Here is a 16085-nt window from a genome sequence, read left to right on the forward strand (position 1 = left end):
AAAATCGTATAGGATATAGGATTGAGTTTCGCGGAGCATCGTGTTAGTGGGTGGTTCTGTCAAGAGGCAAACGATGCAGAACACGGACCTGACGGTTGACAATGAAGCCCGTGCCAGGGGTCGTATCCAGCGCGCCAACAGTCTGGCCGGCGACGTTTACGAAGCAATCTTCGCGCAGCTCATGTCCTTGAGGATTGCTCCGGGATCGCGCATCACCGTCGACAATCTCGTCAAGGAATTCAACGTCTCGCATACCCCCATTCGTGAAGCGCTTGGCAGGCTGGAGGGGGAAGGGCTGGTTCTGAAAACCCATCTGATCGGCTATCGCGCCGCCCCGCAAATCACCCGCCGGCGCTTCGACGAGCTTTACGAGCTGCGTCTGTTGCTTGAACCTGCCGCCGCGGCCAAAGCCACCGCAACAATGGACGGCGAGCGCCTTGCCGCGCTGCAGGAGACGGCCGGCGTCATGGCTCGGCGGGTGGGGAAAGACGAACGCCTGCGCTATTCGAACTTCGCCCGTCAGGATGCGATCTTCCACGACAAGATCGTCGAGTTCGCCCAAAACGAACTCATTCGCGAGACACTGAATCACCAGCATACCCACTTCCATATCTTCCGGCTGATGTATCACTCCAGGGTGACCGAAGAGGCGCTCGACGAGCACGAGGCTATTCTCGCTGCCTTTGCCGCGGGCGATCCGGACGCCGCCGAAAAAGCCATGCGTGCGCACATCGAAAATTCGCGGGACAGGCTCCTGCCTGCGTTCGAGTAGCCTGGCGATGCTGCTTGCCCGAGGCACCCTCAAGCGCGGCGCGCCGCTGTCCGCCCAGCCTGCCGCCTACGAATTCTCGTTCTGAGCCGATTTCGATACCGGGAAGGAGGCGCGCAGTGCACCTCGCCCCTGAAACAAGCCGAGAGGAAAAGACATGCCAGCCAAAAAAATCCTGATGCTGACCGGTGATTTCACCGAGGAGTATGAAATCTTCGTCTATCAGCAGGCGATGGAAGCGGTGGGACACACCGTTCATGTCGTGTGCCCCGACAAAAGCGCCGGAGACATGATCAAGACGTCGCTGCACGATTTCGAGGGCGATCAGACCTACACCGAAAAGCCCGGCCACAATGCGCTGATCAACAAGACCTTCGCCGACGCCGAGAGGCAGCTGAGCCAGTACGACGCTGTGTATTGCGCCGGCGGTCGTGGCCCCGAATACATCCGCACCGACAAGCGGATCCAGGCAATGGTGCGCCATTTCCACGAGGCAAAAAAGCCGATCTTCACGATCTGCCATGGCGTCCAGATTCTGATCGCGGTGGACGGCGTCGTGCGCGGCAAGAAGGTGGCGGCGCTCGCCGCTTGCGAGCCGGAGGTGACGCTTGCCGGCGGCACTTATATCGATTTGTCTCCCACCGACGCCTATGTCGATGGGACCATGGTTTCAGCCAAAGGCTGGACCGCGCTTGCGGCATTCATCCGTGAATGCCTGAAGGTGCTGGGAACGGAAATCCACCATTCTTGAACCGTTTGTCCCGGCGCATCCTGAGGGGATGCGCCGGCTCCCTAAACGGCGCGGCGACTTCCGTCATTTCATCAGGTTCAGATCAGGAACCTGCGGCAGGTGTGCTCCAGAACCTGTGGCCATCATCACCTCGGACGCCTTCAAGGCGCTGCCGCATCGCGTGCGTGCACAGCGCGCCATCCTCGTTGAGCTTTCCCAGCTTGACGGGTGCGAACCCGAGTTGATGGACTCAATGGGAGGTCGACATGAAGTCGGCGCCCGGGAGCTGTCAGGGCTTCACGAACCGAAACGCGAAGCGATCGGTCTCGCCCTTGGTCGCGGGATCGAACACCTTGATCGAGTGCGGGTCATCATTATTCACCGGCACGGTGCTTTCCGCGTCCAGTACGAAGCCGGCCGCCTCCACCTCCTCGCGGACGAATGCAGTCGATCCGATGCAGCGACTGAGGTCGCTCGTGCCCGACCCAGCGGCGGCGGCGTGGTCAACGATGACGTAGGACCCACCGGGTTTCAGCCGCTTGTAGACAGCTCGATTGAAGTCGGCCGCCGTCGCACCTTTCTTCTGGATCAGGGCGGTGTGAAGATCGTGGTAAAACAGGTGCAGCCATAGGACATCGGCTGCCTGCGTGACCTCCGGCATCGCGACGAGGTCCGCCGAGGCGGCTTCGACGTTCTCTCGGCCCGGCTCCTTCGCGAGCGTCCGCATGAGGCCGACCGGATCGTTCTTGAAGTGGGCGACTTCGGCCGGCACGAAGCTGTAGACCCGCCCCTCTGATCCGACGATGTCGGAGAAGAGGCGCGTCCAGTCTCCGTCGCCAGGGTAGACGTCGATCACGGTGGAGCCCGCCTCGATTCGTGCGAACCGGATTAATTCGGACACCTTGGATTGGTCGTACATCGAAATCTCCTTAGGAGTGGATATTCTTCTCGGTGCTCATAGTGATTTCTCCATTTGCTCGGATCGGATCGGGCTTGATCCGATCCGAGTTCCGATCGCGTGCGTCGTCTCTTTGCCGAGGACGTCGCGCTCGTCAGTCGAATTTGACCAGGTCCTTGGAGATCAGATGACCCCAGCTGTTTCCGCGCGCCTGGACCAGCAGGCCACCTTCCGACACCCCGCCAAGCTTGATCGGCGCGAAACCGAGATTTTCCGCAAGCTCCCCAATCTGTGTTGCGGCAGCGTCATCGTCGCTTGCCAGGAACACGACCCTCCGGCCACCATGTACGGCCGGATCCTGATCAAGCACCGGGGCGACCAAATGGTTGAAGCCCTTGACCAGTTTTGCGCGAGAGAAGGCCTGCGCGATGAACTTGGAAGAAGGTTGTCCTCCCAGTTCCTCCGGGGGCACGCCATAGGCATTGGTCACATCGATGATCGTCTTCCCCTGCCAGGTGGGGAGCGCCTTCGCGACATCCGGGTGCGCCTCGAAGCGGACAGCCAAAAAGATGATGTCTGCCTTGATGGCTTCCGCCAGTTTTTTGGGGATGATCGTGGGTCCGATCGCGGCCGCATCGGCGGCAAAGCTTTCCGGGTCGCGTGTGGTTGCAACGGAAACTTCGATGCCGTTTCGGGCAAACGCCTTGGCAAGGGCCTGTCCGATATTGCCGAATCCTACGATTGCATAGTTCATAGTGCTTCTCCGATCTTGGTGCTAATGCCGGGATCAGACTTGCGCCATGCCTCCGTCGACGGCGAGATCCACGCCGGTGACGAAAGAACTTTCATCGGAGGCGAGGAACGTGACGGCAGCAGCGATTTCCTCTGGTTTGCCCCTGCGGCCCATTGGGATCTGTGACGCAAACTGGGCGGCCGCTTGCTCGGCTTGCTCAGGCGTAAGGCCAGTCGTTGTCTCCAAGGCCGGCGTTTCGATTGGTCCCGGACTCATTGCATTGACGCGGATTTTGCGGTCTTTGAATTCCAGTGTCCAAGCGCGCGCGAAGTTGCGTACAGCCGCCTTGCTCGCGGCGTAGGTACTAAACCCTGGAAGCCCCAACACGTTCGACACTGAAGAATTCAGGATGATCGAACCGCCGTCTTTGAACAGGGGAAGGGCCTTCTGCACCGTAAAGAACAGACCCTTCACGTTCACATCGAAGGTCTGATCAAAATGTGCCTCGGTAGCGACGGCGAGCGGTGCGATCGTCCCCGCGCCGGCGTTGGCGAAGAGAATGTCGATATGACCATGTTTCTCCTTCACGACGGCATAGAGGCGATCCAGATCTTCCAGGAGCGACACGTCACCCACGACCGTCGTAACGTTTTTCATGATGAAGGCTGCGGCCTCCTTCAGCTCCTTCTCTCTTCGCCCGGTAATCACGACGTGCGCTCCTTCTTCTACGAAGCGCTTGGCTGTGGCCAATCCGATCCCGCTGCTTCCGCCCGTGATGACTGCGATCTTGCCTTCGAGTTTTTTCATAATTCTTTGTCTTTCGTTGCGCACGGGCCAGGTACGGACCGCGCTGGGGGTCAGAGTTGAGCCAGGCCGCCGTCGACGGCGACCTCGCTGGCGGTCATGAAGCTGCTGTCCGGCGACGCGAGGAAGGCGGCCGCGGCGCCGATCTCCGCCGGATCGGCCATGCGCTGGAGCGGGGTCATCGCGCCGTAGGCCTTCTGGCCTTCCTCGCCTAACGCCTCCTTCGCGAGTTCGGTCGCCGTCGCCCCGGGCGACAACACGTTTACCCGGATGCCGGTGCCCTTCAGNTAACGCCTCCTTCGCGAGTTCGGTCGCCGTCGCCCCGGGCGACAACACGTTTACCCGGATGCCGGTGCCCTTCAGGTCCTCCGCCCAGGTCCGCGCCAGGTTGCGCACTGCCGCCTTGCTCGCGCTATAGGCAGTGAACCCCGGAGCGCCCGTGGTGCCGGCGCTCGACCCGGTCAGGATGATCGAACCGCCCTGGCTCATCAGCGGCAGCGCCTTCTGGACCGTGAAGATCGTACCCTTCACATTAGTGTCGAAGGTTTCGTCAATGTGCCTGGCGGTGATCTGCCCGAGCGGAAGCGGACTTCCCGCCCCGGCATTGGCGAAGACGATATCGAGGCTTCCGCGCTCGGCCTTCACCGCAGCGTAGAGTCGGTCGAGGTCGGCCTCATCCGAGACCGAGCCCTTAACCGCGCGGGCACTAGGCCCAAGGTCAGCCACGGCGGCGTTGAGCGCTTCCTGCCGGCGGCCGAAGATGAAGACGAAGGCGCCCTCCTCGATAAAGCGCTTGGCTGCGGCGCGGCCGATGCCCGTAGCGCCGCCAGTTATCACAGCGGTCTTTCCATTCAGTCTGTTCATGTCATGCATCCTTTGTTTCGCCGTCTCGTATCTTTGGATGTACGGGAAAGTCCCGCGAGAGCCTCAAGATGGGTTCGCCGAAGTCGGGCGGTGAGTGCGCAATCGCGCACATCGCTGGTGCGAAAACGATCCAGCTAGATGATTGAACGCCGCGGCGACCGCACGAACTACGGCTGATCGTGTTAGTATGGGCTTTGCAAGCCGCACTTCGCTGCGCAGGAATGCACCATGATCGACTGGGATGACGTTCGCTACTTTCTTGCCGCCGCGCGCGTAGGCTCGGTGCGTGCTGCCGCCGCACACCTCGGTGTGAACCACTCGACCGTGCTGCGACGCATCGCTCAGCTCGAGGAACGCCTCGGGGCGCAGATGTTCGAAAAGCTGCCTTCCGGCTACCGCTTGACGGCTGCGGGCGAGGAGGTCCTCGATCTCGCGACCCAGATGGAAGCGTCGTCGCACCAGCTGGAGACGCGCGTCTTCGGTCGTGACCAGAGCGCGCGCGGACTTTTGCGGGTGACGCTTCCACCGTTCCTCGCCACACACCTGCTCATGTCGGATCTCGCCGACTTCGCGCGTTTGCATCGCGACATCGAGATGGAAATCTTGTCGTCCGGTGAGCTGGCAAATCTGACCAACCGAGAGGCCGACGTCGCGATCCGCATTGTCGCCGACCGCAAGACCCTGCCGCTCAATCTTCACGGCCTGAAGGGACCGGAGCTGTTCAGCGGCGTCTACATGTCTCGCGATCGACTAGCCGCGTGGCGTGCGGGCACGCTTGATCCCATCCGATGGATAGGCATAGACAATCATGGAATTCCGGACTGGGCGCGCGAGGGAGAAGTTCACGTCACGGGAGTACCGTTCAGGACACCTGACGCCGAGACGCAGATCATCGCGGCGCACCAGGGGATTGGGATAACGAAACTGCCGTGCTTCGTCGGAGATACCGACCCCCTGCTGGTGAGGGTGCCGGGGATCGACGTGCCCATGCATGGGACACTCTGGCTTCTCACGCAAGGCGAGACACGCAAGACGAAGCGGGTGCGGCTCTTCACAGAGTTCGTATCCCGCAGGCTCGCCGCGTACGCTCCGCTTCTCTCGGGGCTGTCCATATCGCGCGACTGACGCCCGGCAGATCCGCCGGCAACGCTTCCCGCAATCCGGGTGGAAGCCGAGCTGCGATCGCTTGAAGCGGCGTGTTCAATCCGCGAATCCAGTGGGAGTAGGGAAACGGCGGCAGTAGCGTAGAGGTACCAGCCTAAGCTCGACCTCTTCCCACACCATGATCAGACAACGATGCCACCGTCTTCAGCGCGCCATCGAGCATGTCGCCTTTCTCGTCTTTCAGCGCAGCTTCGCGCAACCGCCTGATCCAGTCGGCAGCGTCATCGCGGCCCTTGACCAGATCGAGCGCCGACAGCACGCGATCGAATTTGGACTGGGCGCGGAGGTGGGTGTCGCTGTAGCCCTTGATCAGCCGGCGGCAGTTCAAGATTTCGACGGCGAGCGCGTAGTCCTGAGGCGCGTGGCCGAGCGCCAGCGCATACCAGCGCTCCAGATGCGCCGTCTCGACCTTGTGGCGCAACAGGCGGCGGCGCCAGCGGCGCAGGCCGCCGATGAACCAGAGGACCGCAAAGCCGGCAAAGCTGTCGGTTCGGATGCGCCGGCCGTGATTGATGCGCCGGTCGAGAAAGCCGGCAAGTTTCGGTCGGTTCTCGATGTAGCTGCCCAACCCCACCGGCAAAGTGCCGCAGAACTCCTCGATGCGCGGATGGAAATACTCGGTCACCTGCAGGATGGAGCCGTTCTTGACGCCCACCTCCTTGCGCACCCGCCGGTCACGCGTCGAACGTGTCTTGAGATCGGCGACGCGGATCATGTCGTCGTAGCACAGCGCGTTGGCCAGATGCTTGGCGGCAGCGATGGACAATGCATGGGCATGTTCAGCGCTATCCAGCGCGACCGCCTGGTCGAGCCGGTCGAGATACTCGCCGCCATAGGAGATGTCCTGGTAGTCGACGACCTTTCTCAGGCCCCGGAGCGCCATGTCGCGCACCGCCGCGGGCATCAGGTCGATGCGGGCGGCCAGCGCCTGCCAACCCTGCAGCAGGTTCTGCGGACCGCTCACGCGCCCTGTACCCGGAGCGGGGTCGACCGTGGCCGGTTCTGCCGCCTGTCGCGCGGGGGCCGTCGTACCGCGCGCGCGGTCGTAGGCGACGGCGAAGGCAGCGAGGCTGGCTTTCGCGCCCCGGCCGCCGGCGCCGATCGCTTGCTCATAGCTTTCACGCGTGAACGGCAATGCGTCGGAGCCGGCCAGCGCGCCAAGCAGGCTGGCGGAAATCATCGAGCCATTGTCGGCGGCGATCTTTTCCATGTCGAAGGCGATGAAGCGTTTCGATGCAGCTTCCGCCGTCGCGCGTACCTTGGAAGACGAGGCCCGGCCGTCACCCGGCTCGATCTTTTCCGACACCGCGGCGATACGGTGCGAGGAGGTGATCAGCGTGGTGCGATCGGGCGTGACGAAGCCCCTGATGATGGCGCGGCCGGCTTCCATCAGCTCGGCGGCGATCAATATGTCGACATCGCCTTGCGAAGGCGACAGGGCAAAGACCGGCAGCCGGCCGGTGTCGCGGGCCATCTCGACGTAATAGATCGTAGCGCCGGTGCGCTGGGCGACGCCGGCGACCGAGGTCGATTGCGCGACATAGGAATTGCGCTCGGCGACATCGGTGATCCAGTCGGCGAGCACGCCTCCGCCCTGGCCGCCGACCGCGAGCAAAGCGAGTTTGATCACCGGCTCGGTATCGGTGGCACCGGATTTCGGGCGCAAGGGCGAAGCCTGGTCAAGCATCGGCGAACGTCAATCTGCGGCTCTCGCGGCGGCGCTGCATCAGGCCGATCACGGCGCGGCGCGTGCCTTCCAAAAAACGGTCCCAGCGGCTCGGATTGTGCACCACATCGGCGCGATAGAAAGACGGGCAGAGCACGGCGGCGTCCGCCACCTCGCCGCAATTGCCGCAACCGACGCAGCTCGGGTCGATCGATGCCACCGGATCGTCGCGCAACGGATCGTCGAGCGACTTCACCGACAGCGACGGGCAGCCGGACAGCCGCATGCAGGCGTGGTCGCCGGTGCAGATGTCTTCGTCGACGCCGAATTTCGGCTTGACGACACGGGTCCCGCCCTTGATCGCCTTGTCGACCAGCGGCTTTTCGCGGCGCTGGCGGTTGAGCATGCATTCGGACGAGGCGACGATGACTTTCGGTCCCTTTTCCTCCGTCGTCAGCGCTTCGCGCAGCGTGTCCTGCATCTTGCCGACATCGTAGGTGCGGTCGATGTGGCGCAGCCATTTGACGCCCATGCCTTTCACCGCCTCGGTGATCGGATGTTTTGTCGACTTGGTTTTGTTGCCCGCGCGCGACGACAATATGTCCTGCCCGCCGGTCGCGGCGGAGTAAAAGTTGTCGACGATGACGATGACGCCGTCGTTCTTGTTGAAGACCGCGTTGCCGATCGAGGAGGTCAGGCCATTGTGCCAGAAGCCGCCATCGCCGACGAAGGAGATCGACCTCCGTTTGGCGTCGGGCGAATTGAAGGCTGAAGCCGAGGCCGGCCCGAGCCCGTAACCCATGGTGGTGGCGCCGAGCTCGAAGGGCGGCATGATCGAGAACAAATGGCAGCCGATGTCGGAGGCGATGTGGTGCTTGCCGAGTTCCTGCTCGACCAGCTTTGTCGCGGCAAAGATCGGCCGCTCCGGGCAACCGATGCAGAAGCCCGGCGGACGGCCCGGCACGACATTGATCAGGTCGGCGGTGTCGACGCCGTCGCCGACCTTGTTGGGCGCGCGCACCTCGCCCGGCAAGAGATGCGGGGCCTCGGCGCGCAGGAAGGCGCCGATGCCGTCCAGCATGACCTGGCCGGTATATTCGCCGGCCATCGGCAGATACTCCTTGCCGACCAGCCTGGTACCGCGCCCGGCCTTGTGCAGCATGGCGGCAAAGGCTTGCTCGATGTAGTTGGGCTGGCCCTCCTCGACCACGAGCACCGCGTGCTTGCCTTCGCAGAAAGACAGGAACTCATCGTCGATCAGCGGATAGACGGCGTTGAGCACGTAGAGCGGCACATCCGTCTCGCCATAGGTGTCGGCAAGGCCGAGACGCTGCAAGGCGCGGATGACCGAATTGTACATGCCGCCCTGCATGACGATGCCGACCGAACCATGATCCGAGCCGAAGAACTCGTTGATCTTGTTCCTGGTGATGAAATCGACCGCCGCCGGCCAGCGTTTTTGCACTTTCTCCTTCTCGTGCAGGAAGGAGGCGGGTGGCAGCACGATTCGGCCGGTGTCGCGGCGCGGCGCATCCAGCGCATCGGCCACCGTCATCGGCGGGCGCTTGTTGTCCTTGGCGATGAAATGGCCGTGGACGTGGCAGCAGCGGATGCGCACCTGCAGCATCACCGGCGTATTGGACGCTTCGGACAGCTCGAAGCCATCCTCGACCGCCTTGACGATCGACGGCAGGTTCGGGCGCGGGTCGAGCAGCCAGACCTGGCTTTTCATGGCAAAGGCATGGCTGCGCTCCTGCATGATCGAGGAACCCTCGCCATAATCCTCGCCGACGATGATCAGCGCGCCGCCGGTTACGCCGCCGGAGGCAAGGTTGGCCAGCGCGTCGGACGCGACATTGGTGCCGACCGTCGACTTGAAGGTCGCCGCGCCACGGATGGGGTAATGCACCGAGGCAGCGAGCATGGCGGTGGCGGTGGCTTCCGAGGCGCTCGCCTCGAAATGCACGCCGAGTTCGCCCAGAATGTCCTGTGCGTCGGCCAGCACGTCCATCAGATGGCTGATCGGCGCGCCCTGGTAGCCGCCGACATAGCCGACGCCGCATTGCAGCAGCGCCTTGGTGATGGCGAGAATGCCTTCGCCGGCAAATTCCTCGCCAGCGCCGAGCCTGAGTTTTTCGACTTCCTTGGCAAAAGACCGTTCGGCCATTTTTCCAACCTTCCGTTGCCGGCGGTGCGGCCGGCGCCTGCGTCTAGATGTCGTGCTTGCGAATGTTCTTCAGCATCTTCTGCAATGTGGCGATCAGCGCCGCGTATTCGGCGTCGTCGACATCGTCGAACATCGCCTCGAACGCATCATGCATGGCCGGCCAGGCGCGCGCGAACTCGGCGCGGCCGTCATCGGTCAGGAAGACATGGCGGATGCGGCTGTCGGTAACGCCCTGCTCGCGCCTCACGAAGCCTTGCCCTTCCAGCGTGTCGAGCGTGCGGCTCAAGGTCGACTGCTCGATGACGGTGTAGACCGAGAGGTCGTTGACGGTGACACCGTCGGTGACCGACAGCACGGCGAGCGTGCGGACCTGCGGAATGGTCAGGCCCTGCTTGCGGAAATCGTCGCGCAAGGTGGCGTTGTAGCGCCCCATGATGCGGTTCATCAGATAGGGCGCGAATTGCTGCAGGCCGATCTGGCCAAGCGTCGAAATGCGCTGGCGCTTTTCCGGAACCTTCTGCTCCATCACAGCCTCCCCGCCAGGAGAAAGCCGGAACCGCCACCGAGGCCCGCGCCCGGATGGGTGGAAGCGCCGATATGATAGAGGTTTTTGATACCGGTCTGATGATTGCGGCTGGTCTTGAACGGACGCCAGAGGAACGACTGGTCGATGGTCGAGGAGCCGCCATAGGGGTCGCCGCCCACCAGGTTGATGTTCATCGCTTCGAGATCGGCCGGCGAATAAGCGCGCCGCGCAATGACGCTATCCTTGAAGCCATCGATATGGCTGGCCAGGATGGCTTCGGCACGATCCGCATAGGCTTCGCGCAACGCCTCGGTCCATTGTCCGTCGGCGGGCGCCTGCAGCGTGCCGGCAGCATCGCCCTTGATGTGACGTGGCGCTTCGGGCAATTGCAGCCACAGTATTGCTTTGCCAGGCGGGCAGCGCGATGGGTCGAGCGCATGCGGCTGGCCGACACAGATGGTCGGCACGTCCGGCAGCATGCCGCGCGCCGCTTCGTTGCAGGCTTTCGAGACGCCGTCGAGCCCCGGCGTCAGGTGCAGCAGCGCGACTTTGTCGAGGCCTTCGCCGCGCCATGCCGGCGGCTTGTTCAGCGCATAGTGAATCTGGAAATTGCCCTTGCCGTAGCGATATCTCCGCGTTGCTTCGATATCGGCTTCGGGAGCCTCGCTGCCGAGCAACCGGTGGTAAAGCTGCGTCGGCGTGACCGAGCATATGACGCTCTTGTTGGCGGTAATCGTTTCGCCGGATGCCAGCCGGACTCCGCTCGCGCGGCCACCGCTCTGGACGATCGAGGCGACATCGGCGCCGGTGCGGATATCGCCGCCGCGTTCCCTGATCAAAGCCTCGAAAGCTGAGAGCAGGTTCTTCGCGCCGCCCTTGACGATCGGCGCGCCGGCCGCTTCCAGCGCGAAGGCAATGACCTTGGCGATCTGCCCTGAGAAAGCATCTTCCGGTCCAAGCCCGGCATGCAGCACCCAGGGCGCCCACAGCGCGCGGATTGTCTCGGACTGATAGGTGCTTTCCAACCAGCTGCGCGCCGGCACCAGTGCCTCACCCAGAAAGGCGGCAAGGCCGCGTGGGCTGCGCCGCCAGGCATCGCCGGCCAGCAGTTTCGCCGTCGGATAGGACCACAGGCTGCCGCCGAGCAGGCCGAACAACAGGCCGGCATTGCGCTCGATGCCGCTGACATCGTCCGCATGCCGGTCGCCATCGTCGGCGGCAATCGCATTGATTGCCGCGACATTGGCGGCGCGGTTGGTGGTGAGCACTGCATGACTGCCGTCCGGCCGCAGCACGCCGGTTGGCGTGCCGGTGTGACAGAACTCCAGCCCGTGCCGCGCGAGATCGCTGCCCAATGCCGCAAAGGCCGGCGAGGTGATGAACAGCACGAAGGTGGTCGCCATCACGTCATGGATGAAGCCGGGCGCGGTGATCTCCTCGGTACGCATGCAGCCGCCGATGCGGTCGTTGCGCTCGAGGACGAGCACCTTCGCGCCCTTGCCGCCAAGCATCGCCGCGCAGACCAGCGCGTTGATGCCGCTGCCGACGATGATGTGATCCGGCTGGCTCACCTCAGCGTGCTTTCTCAGCCTTTCGACACCAGCGCCAGCGCGCGGATCGGGCTGCCGGTGCCATGTTCGATCTTGAGCGGTGCGGCGATCAGGATGGCGCCTTTTGGCGGCAACTGGTCGAGGTTGCAGAGGCTGGCAAGGCCATAGCGGTTGGCCTTGTGCATCAGCGTGTGCGCCGGGAATGGCGGCTCCATGCCGCCGGCCTTGCCGGCATCGGTGCCGATCGTCTCCGAGCCCCAGCCCTTGATATCCTTGCTGATCAGGAACTGGATGGCTTCGGCTGTGGGACCTGGCGTATGCGGGCCGGTTTCGTTGGCGTTGAGGAATTCGGCTTCCGAACCGTTGCGTTTGTACCAGTCGGTGCGCATCACCACCCACTCGCCGGCGTTGATGGCGCCATGCTTGGCTTCCCACGCCTTGATGTGGTCGACGGTGAGCAGGAAATCGTGATCGGCGGCGGCTTCCTTCGAGCAGTCGATGACATTGACCGGGCCGACGAAGTTCTGCGCCGGAATGGTGTCGGTGGCGCCGTCCGGATAATCCTTGCCGCTGATCCAATGCTGCGGCGCATCGAAATGCGTGCCCGAATGCTCCCCAAGCTTCAGCCAGTTCCATGCCCACCACGGGCCGTTCTTGTCATAACGGGAGATGTTATGGATCTCGACCTTTGGCGTGTCGACGGCAAGCTCCGGCGGCAGCTTGATAAGGGGCGTGTCGGGTCCGAGTTGCGCAGAGAGGTCGACCACCCTGATGGCGCCTGAAAGCAGCTGGCCGGCGACTTCGCCGAGGAGTTTTTGCGTGTCCATGGTCTGAAGTTCCCTCTTTATGGTGAAGATCAAGGCTCGTCTCGGCCCTTAATATCCTACTAGACGAAAACATATGCATCTGCAATTATCTTTAAGCATAAAGGAAATGGGAACGGGGCGTGAGCGAGTTTGACGCCATATTCGTCGGGGCGGGCCACAACAGTCTGGCATGCGCCGCGCATCTCGCGCTCAAAGGCTGGAAAACCGGGATTTTCGAGCGCAGCGCAGCAATCGGTGGCGCCGTCCAGACCCACGAATACACGCTTCCCGGCTTCCGGCACGATTTCGGTGCAATGAATCTGAGCCTGTTCGCCGGCTCCGCCTTCCACCGGAAATATGCAAATGAATTGAAAGCACAGGGTCTTGAGTTCGCGCCGGTCGCCGACTGTTTTGCCAGCGCCTTCCCGGACGGACGCTGGTTCGGCGTCAGCAACGATCTGGAAAAAACCACCGGCCGCATGGCCGCTTTCTCCGCCGCCGATGCCGCGACCTGGCGTAGACTGGTCGCTGCCTTCCCGGCAGAGGCCGAGCATCTGTTCCGGCTGCTGGGCTCGCCGATGAGTGCCCGCGCGCTTGCCGGCACCGCCTGGAACCTGTGGCGCAAGAAGGGCATGTCAGGCGCGCTCGATACTGGTAGGCTTTTGCTGTCATCGCCGCGCGCCTGGCTGGAGGAAAATTTCGAGTCCGCGCATGTGCGGGCAACGCTTGCCACCTGGGGCATGCATCTCGACTTCGCCCCCGACATCGCCGGCGGCGCCGTATTCCCCTATCTTGAATCGATGGCCAATCAGAGCTTCGGCATGGTGCTGGGCAAGGGTGGCGCCGACACCATCATCCGCGCGTTGTCGGGCATGGTGGCGTCGGCCGGCGGCACGATCGTCACCGGGGCGGAAGTTGCCGAGATCACAGTTGCCGGCGGCAAGGCATCGGGCGTGCGACTCGCTTCAGGTGAGACACATACGGCGACCAAGGCAGTGATTGCCGGCGTCGCGCCCAAGGCGTTGAGCGGCAGGTTGCTACCCAACGGTTCCGGCGACACCGGCTTCGACACGGCTATGCAGAAGTTCCGGCACGCGCCGGGCACGATGATGATCCATCTGGCGCTCGACGACCTGCCGGACTGGCGCGCCGGGGCCGAGCTGCGGCAGTTCGCCTATGTGCATCTGTCGCCCTCGCTCGACGCGATGTCGCGCACCTATCAGCAGGCGATGGCGGGCATGCTGCCGGACCAACCGGTGCTGGTCGTCGGCCAGCCGACAGCGGTCGATCCGTCACGCGCGCCGCAGGGCAAGCATGTGCTGTGGGTGCAGGTGCGCATGCTGCCCGCCGAAATCCTGGGCGATGCGGCCGGCAAGATCGCGCCCGCGCATTGGGATCAGGTCAAGGACGTCTATGCCGAACGCGTGCTCGACACCATCGAGATCTACGCACCCGGACTGCACGCGAAAATCCTCGGCCGTGCAGTGTTCTCGCCAATCGACCTCGAGCGTGAGAACCCCAATCTCGTCGGTGGCGACCAGGTCTGCGGCAGCCACCATCTGGCACAGAATTTCCTGTTCCGCCCGGCGCGCGGTTATGCCGGCTGGAACACGCCGGTCGGCAATCTGCATCTCATAGGCGCCGCGACATGGCCCGGCGCCGGCACCGGCGCGGCCTCCGGCTTCATGCTCGCGCAACAGCTTGGCGGGAGGTAGCTCGCAAGATTTCATGAAGGCGACGAGAGGCAAGGCGCTGCTGCCCACGAAGCCCGGATCGATAAACTGATAGTGCCGCGCAAAGACAACAAAACCAACAAGGGGAACGACCATGACAATCAACAGACGAGAATTGCTGGGATACAGTGCCGCGGCACTTGGGGTGGCGGCGATCGGCCTGCCTGAGATCGCCAAGGCGGCAGCGGGCGAGCTGACCATCGCCTATAACGTCAACCTGCCGTCCTGGGATCCGACCACCGGACCCTCGGCCGTCAACCCGACGATCCAGGGCCTCTACCAGTCAGTGTTCGACCAGTTCATTCCGCAAAAGCCGGACCTGTCCTTTGCGCCTGGCCTGCTCACCGAATGGGGCTGGAACGAGGATCGCACCAAGGTGACGATGACGGTGCGCGAAGGCGTGACCTGGCATGACGGCTCGCCCTTCACGCCCGAGGACGTGGTCTGGTCGCTGCAGCGGGCGGGCGACGAAAAGACCGGCAATCCGATCCAGTTCGTCTGGAAGAACGTCAACAATTTCAAGATCGACGGCAACAAGATCACCGGCGACGTCGTGCAGTTCGATCCGGTCTACTTTAAATGGATGTCGTTCCTGACCGGCTACATCCTGCCGAAGGCCTATTATGAGAAGGTCGGCGCCGAAGGTTTCGAGAAGGCGCCGATCGGCACCGGCCCTTACATGGTGGAAAAATTCGAGCGAAATGCTTTCCTCCGACTGAAGGCCAACCCGCACTATTGGGGCGACAAGCCGGCCTTCGAGAATGTGACGATCAAGTTCGTCACTGATGCGGCGAGCCGCGTTGCCGAAATCGAATCCGGTTCCTCGCAGGTGACGCTGGAGGTCCCCTATGAAGAGTATGACCGGCTGATCGCCAAGGACGGGCTTGCCGGCTCGTGCAAGCCCGTTTCCGACATCGGCATGATCTTCTTCAACGACATCGAAGCGATGCTGGACAAGAACGTCCGCCAGGCCGCCGTCATGGCTGTGGACAAGGAGCTTCTGGTCAAGCGGCTGCTGCGCGGCTATGGCCAACCGATCGCTACGCTGGAGACCCCGGAGTACACGGCCTTCGACGCCTCGATCAAGGTCGAGCACAATCCGGAAAAGGCCAAGGAGCTGCTCGCGGCTTCCGGCTATTCGCCGGAAAAACCGGTCAAGTTCACCATCCAGACGACCAAGGGCTTCAAGCCCAAGGATTATGAGATGATCCAGGCGATCGTCGGCATGTGGCGTAAGGTCGGCATCGAGGCGACGATCGAGGTCTACGAGATCGCCAAGCACTATGAACTGCGCGCCGCCGACAAGCTGGCGCCGGCCGCCTTCTACAATTGGGGCAACGCCATCGGCGACCCGACGACGTCGACGGGTTTTGCCATGTATGGGCCGAGCCCGCACTCGGTGTGGGACAGCCAGGACCTGATCGACATGATCAATCCGCTCTGGGGCGAGAAGGACGAGGCCAAGCGCATCGCCGGCTGGAAGGCTGTCGACAAGTATATCGCCGAGCAGGCCTATGTGCTGCCGCTGATTCAGTATGCGCAACCTATCGTGCATGCCAAGGGCGTCAACGTGGTGCAGCATGTGTCCGGCGCGCTGCTGCCGGCGCTGATGACCCCTGCCTGATATCGGCTTGTGGGCGCCACCCTTCGCTGAGCGGCCCCCTCATCCGGCCCT

Annotated in this window: 13 protein-coding genes and 1 pseudogene; 5 read left to right on the forward strand and 9 right to left on the reverse strand. The window is 63.0% G+C overall.

Annotated elements, in window-relative coordinates; all coding sequences use genetic code 11:
- Positions 1–73: 73 nt before the first annotated feature.
- Both X771_RS159430 and X771_RS159425 read left to right on the forward strand, forming a co-directional pair.
- A complete protein-coding gene (locus tag X771_RS159430) occupies positions 74–772 on the forward strand; it encodes a GntR family transcriptional regulator (protein ID WP_023686901.1) in 699 nt (232 codons plus the stop codon).
- A 154-nt stretch (positions 773–926) separates the two neighbouring features.
- Positions 927–1520, forward strand: coding sequence for a DJ-1/PfpI family protein (locus X771_RS159425; RefSeq protein ID WP_023686902.1), 594 nt, complete (start codon positions 927–929; stop codon positions 1518–1520).
- Between the two features lie 268 nt (positions 1521–1788).
- On the opposite strand, the gene X771_RS159420 is transcribed toward X771_RS159425, so the two are convergent.
- From X771_RS159420 to X771_RS1000000166380, 4 genes and pseudogenes are all read right to left on the reverse strand, one after another.
- Positions 1789–2418: a class I SAM-dependent methyltransferase gene (locus X771_RS159420; RefSeq protein ID WP_023686903.1), complete on the reverse strand. Its 630-nt coding sequence runs from the start codon at positions 2416–2418 to the stop codon at positions 1789–1791.
- A gap of 133 nt (positions 2419–2551) precedes the next feature.
- A complete protein-coding gene (locus X771_RS159415) occupies positions 2552–3151 on the reverse strand; it encodes an NADPH-dependent F420 reductase (RefSeq protein WP_023686904.1) in 600 nt (199 codons plus the stop codon).
- Positions 3152–3184: 33 nt separating this feature from the next.
- On the reverse strand, positions 3185–3937 hold the full coding sequence (locus tag X771_RS159410; protein ID WP_023686905.1) for a glucose 1-dehydrogenase: 753 nt from the start codon (positions 3935–3937) through the stop codon (positions 3185–3187).
- 50 nt (positions 3938–3987) lie between these two features.
- A pseudogene (locus X771_RS1000000166380) lies at positions 3988–4798 on the reverse strand (SDR family oxidoreductase).
- A 228-nt stretch (positions 4799–5026) separates the two neighbouring features.
- On the opposite strand from X771_RS1000000166380, the gene X771_RS159405 reads away from it, so the two are divergent.
- Positions 5027–5923, forward strand: coding sequence for a LysR family transcriptional regulator (locus X771_RS159405; RefSeq protein WP_023686906.1), 897 nt, complete (start codon positions 5027–5029; stop codon positions 5921–5923).
- Between the two features lie 133 nt (positions 5924–6056).
- On the opposite strand, the gene X771_RS159400 is transcribed toward X771_RS159405, so the two are convergent.
- Genes X771_RS159400 through X771_RS159380 form a run of 5 tightly spaced genes read right to left on the reverse strand, consistent with a single transcriptional unit; the run spans position 6057 to position 12698 of the window.
- Positions 6057–7649, reverse strand: coding sequence for an indolepyruvate oxidoreductase subunit beta family protein (locus X771_RS159400; protein ID WP_023686907.1), 1593 nt, complete (start codon positions 7647–7649; stop codon positions 6057–6059).
- Positions 7642–9795 (reverse strand): indolepyruvate ferredoxin oxidoreductase subunit alpha, encoded by a 2154-nt coding sequence (locus X771_RS159395; protein ID WP_023686908.1) that lies wholly within the window; start codon positions 9793–9795, stop codon positions 7642–7644. Before X771_RS159395 ends, X771_RS159400 begins: the two co-directional genes overlap by 8 nt.
- A gap of 43 nt (positions 9796–9838) precedes the next feature.
- Positions 9839–10321 carry a MarR family transcriptional regulator gene (locus tag X771_RS159390; RefSeq protein ID WP_023686909.1) on the reverse strand — a complete coding sequence of 161 codons (483 nt, stop codon included), beginning with the start codon at positions 10319–10321 and terminating at the stop codon, positions 9839–9841.
- Positions 10321–11892: an NAD(P)/FAD-dependent oxidoreductase gene (locus X771_RS159385; RefSeq protein WP_023686910.1), complete on the reverse strand. Its 1572-nt coding sequence runs from the start codon at positions 11890–11892 to the stop codon at positions 10321–10323. The genes X771_RS159390 and X771_RS159385 overlap by 1 nt, the downstream gene beginning before the upstream one ends.
- 14 nt (positions 11893–11906) lie before the next feature.
- Positions 11907–12698 (reverse strand): cyclase family protein, encoded by a 792-nt coding sequence (locus tag X771_RS159380; RefSeq protein WP_023686911.1) that lies wholly within the window; start codon positions 12696–12698, stop codon positions 11907–11909.
- Between the two features lie 119 nt (positions 12699–12817).
- Between X771_RS159380 and X771_RS159375 the strand changes: the two genes are divergently transcribed.
- Both X771_RS159375 and X771_RS159370 read left to right on the forward strand, forming a co-directional pair.
- Positions 12818–14392: an NAD(P)/FAD-dependent oxidoreductase gene (locus X771_RS159375; RefSeq protein WP_023686912.1), complete on the forward strand. Its 1575-nt coding sequence runs from the start codon at positions 12818–12820 to the stop codon at positions 14390–14392.
- A 112-nt stretch (positions 14393–14504) separates the two neighbouring features.
- The gene (locus X771_RS159370) at positions 14505–16034 is read left to right on the forward strand and encodes an ABC transporter substrate-binding protein (protein WP_023686913.1); all 1530 of its coding nucleotides are present in this window, start codon (positions 14505–14507) and stop codon (positions 16032–16034) included.
- Positions 16035–16085: the final 51 nt, after the last annotated feature.

Origin of the sequence: Mesorhizobium sp. LSJC269B00 (assembly GCF_000502815.1) — a bacterium.
GTDB lineage: Bacteria > Pseudomonadota > Alphaproteobacteria > Rhizobiales > Rhizobiaceae > Mesorhizobium.

What these genes read in the sequence shown, in the direction of transcription:
- X771_RS159430 (WP_023686901.1), top strand. Translation starts at nt 74, where the DNA reads ATGCAGAACACGGACCTGACGGTTGACAATGAAGCCCGTGCCAGGGGT.
- X771_RS159425 (WP_023686902.1), top strand. Translation starts at nt 927, where the DNA reads ATGCCAGCCAAAAAAATCCTGATGCTGACCGGTGATTTCACCGAGGAG.
- X771_RS159420 (WP_023686903.1), bottom strand. Translation starts at nt 2,418, where the DNA reads ATGTACGACCAATCCAAGGTGTCCGAATTAATCCGGTTCGCACGAATC.
- X771_RS159415 (WP_023686904.1), bottom strand. Translation starts at nt 3,151, where the DNA reads ATGAACTATGCAATCGTAGGATTCGGCAATATCGGACAGGCCCTTGCC.
- X771_RS159410 (WP_023686905.1), bottom strand. Translation starts at nt 3,937, where the DNA reads ATGAAAAAACTCGAAGGCAAGATCGCAGTCATCACGGGCGGAAGCAGC.
- X771_RS159405 (WP_023686906.1), top strand. Translation starts at nt 5,027, where the DNA reads ATGATCGACTGGGATGACGTTCGCTACTTTCTTGCCGCCGCGCGCGTA.
- X771_RS159400 (WP_023686907.1), bottom strand. Translation starts at nt 7,649, where the DNA reads ATGCTTGACCAGGCTTCGCCCTTGCGCCCGAAATCCGGTGCCACCGAT.
- X771_RS159395 (WP_023686908.1), bottom strand. Translation starts at nt 9,795, where the DNA reads ATGGCCGAACGGTCTTTTGCCAAGGAAGTCGAAAAACTCAGGCTCGGC.
- X771_RS159390 (WP_023686909.1), bottom strand. Translation starts at nt 10,321, where the DNA reads ATGGAGCAGAAGGTTCCGGAAAAGCGCCAGCGCATTTCGACGCTTGGC.
- X771_RS159380 (WP_023686911.1), bottom strand. Translation starts at nt 12,698, where the DNA reads ATGGACACGCAAAAACTCCTCGGCGAAGTCGCCGGCCAGCTGCTTTCA.
- X771_RS159370 (WP_023686913.1), top strand. Translation starts at nt 14,505, where the DNA reads ATGACAATCAACAGACGAGAATTGCTGGGATACAGTGCCGCGGCACTT.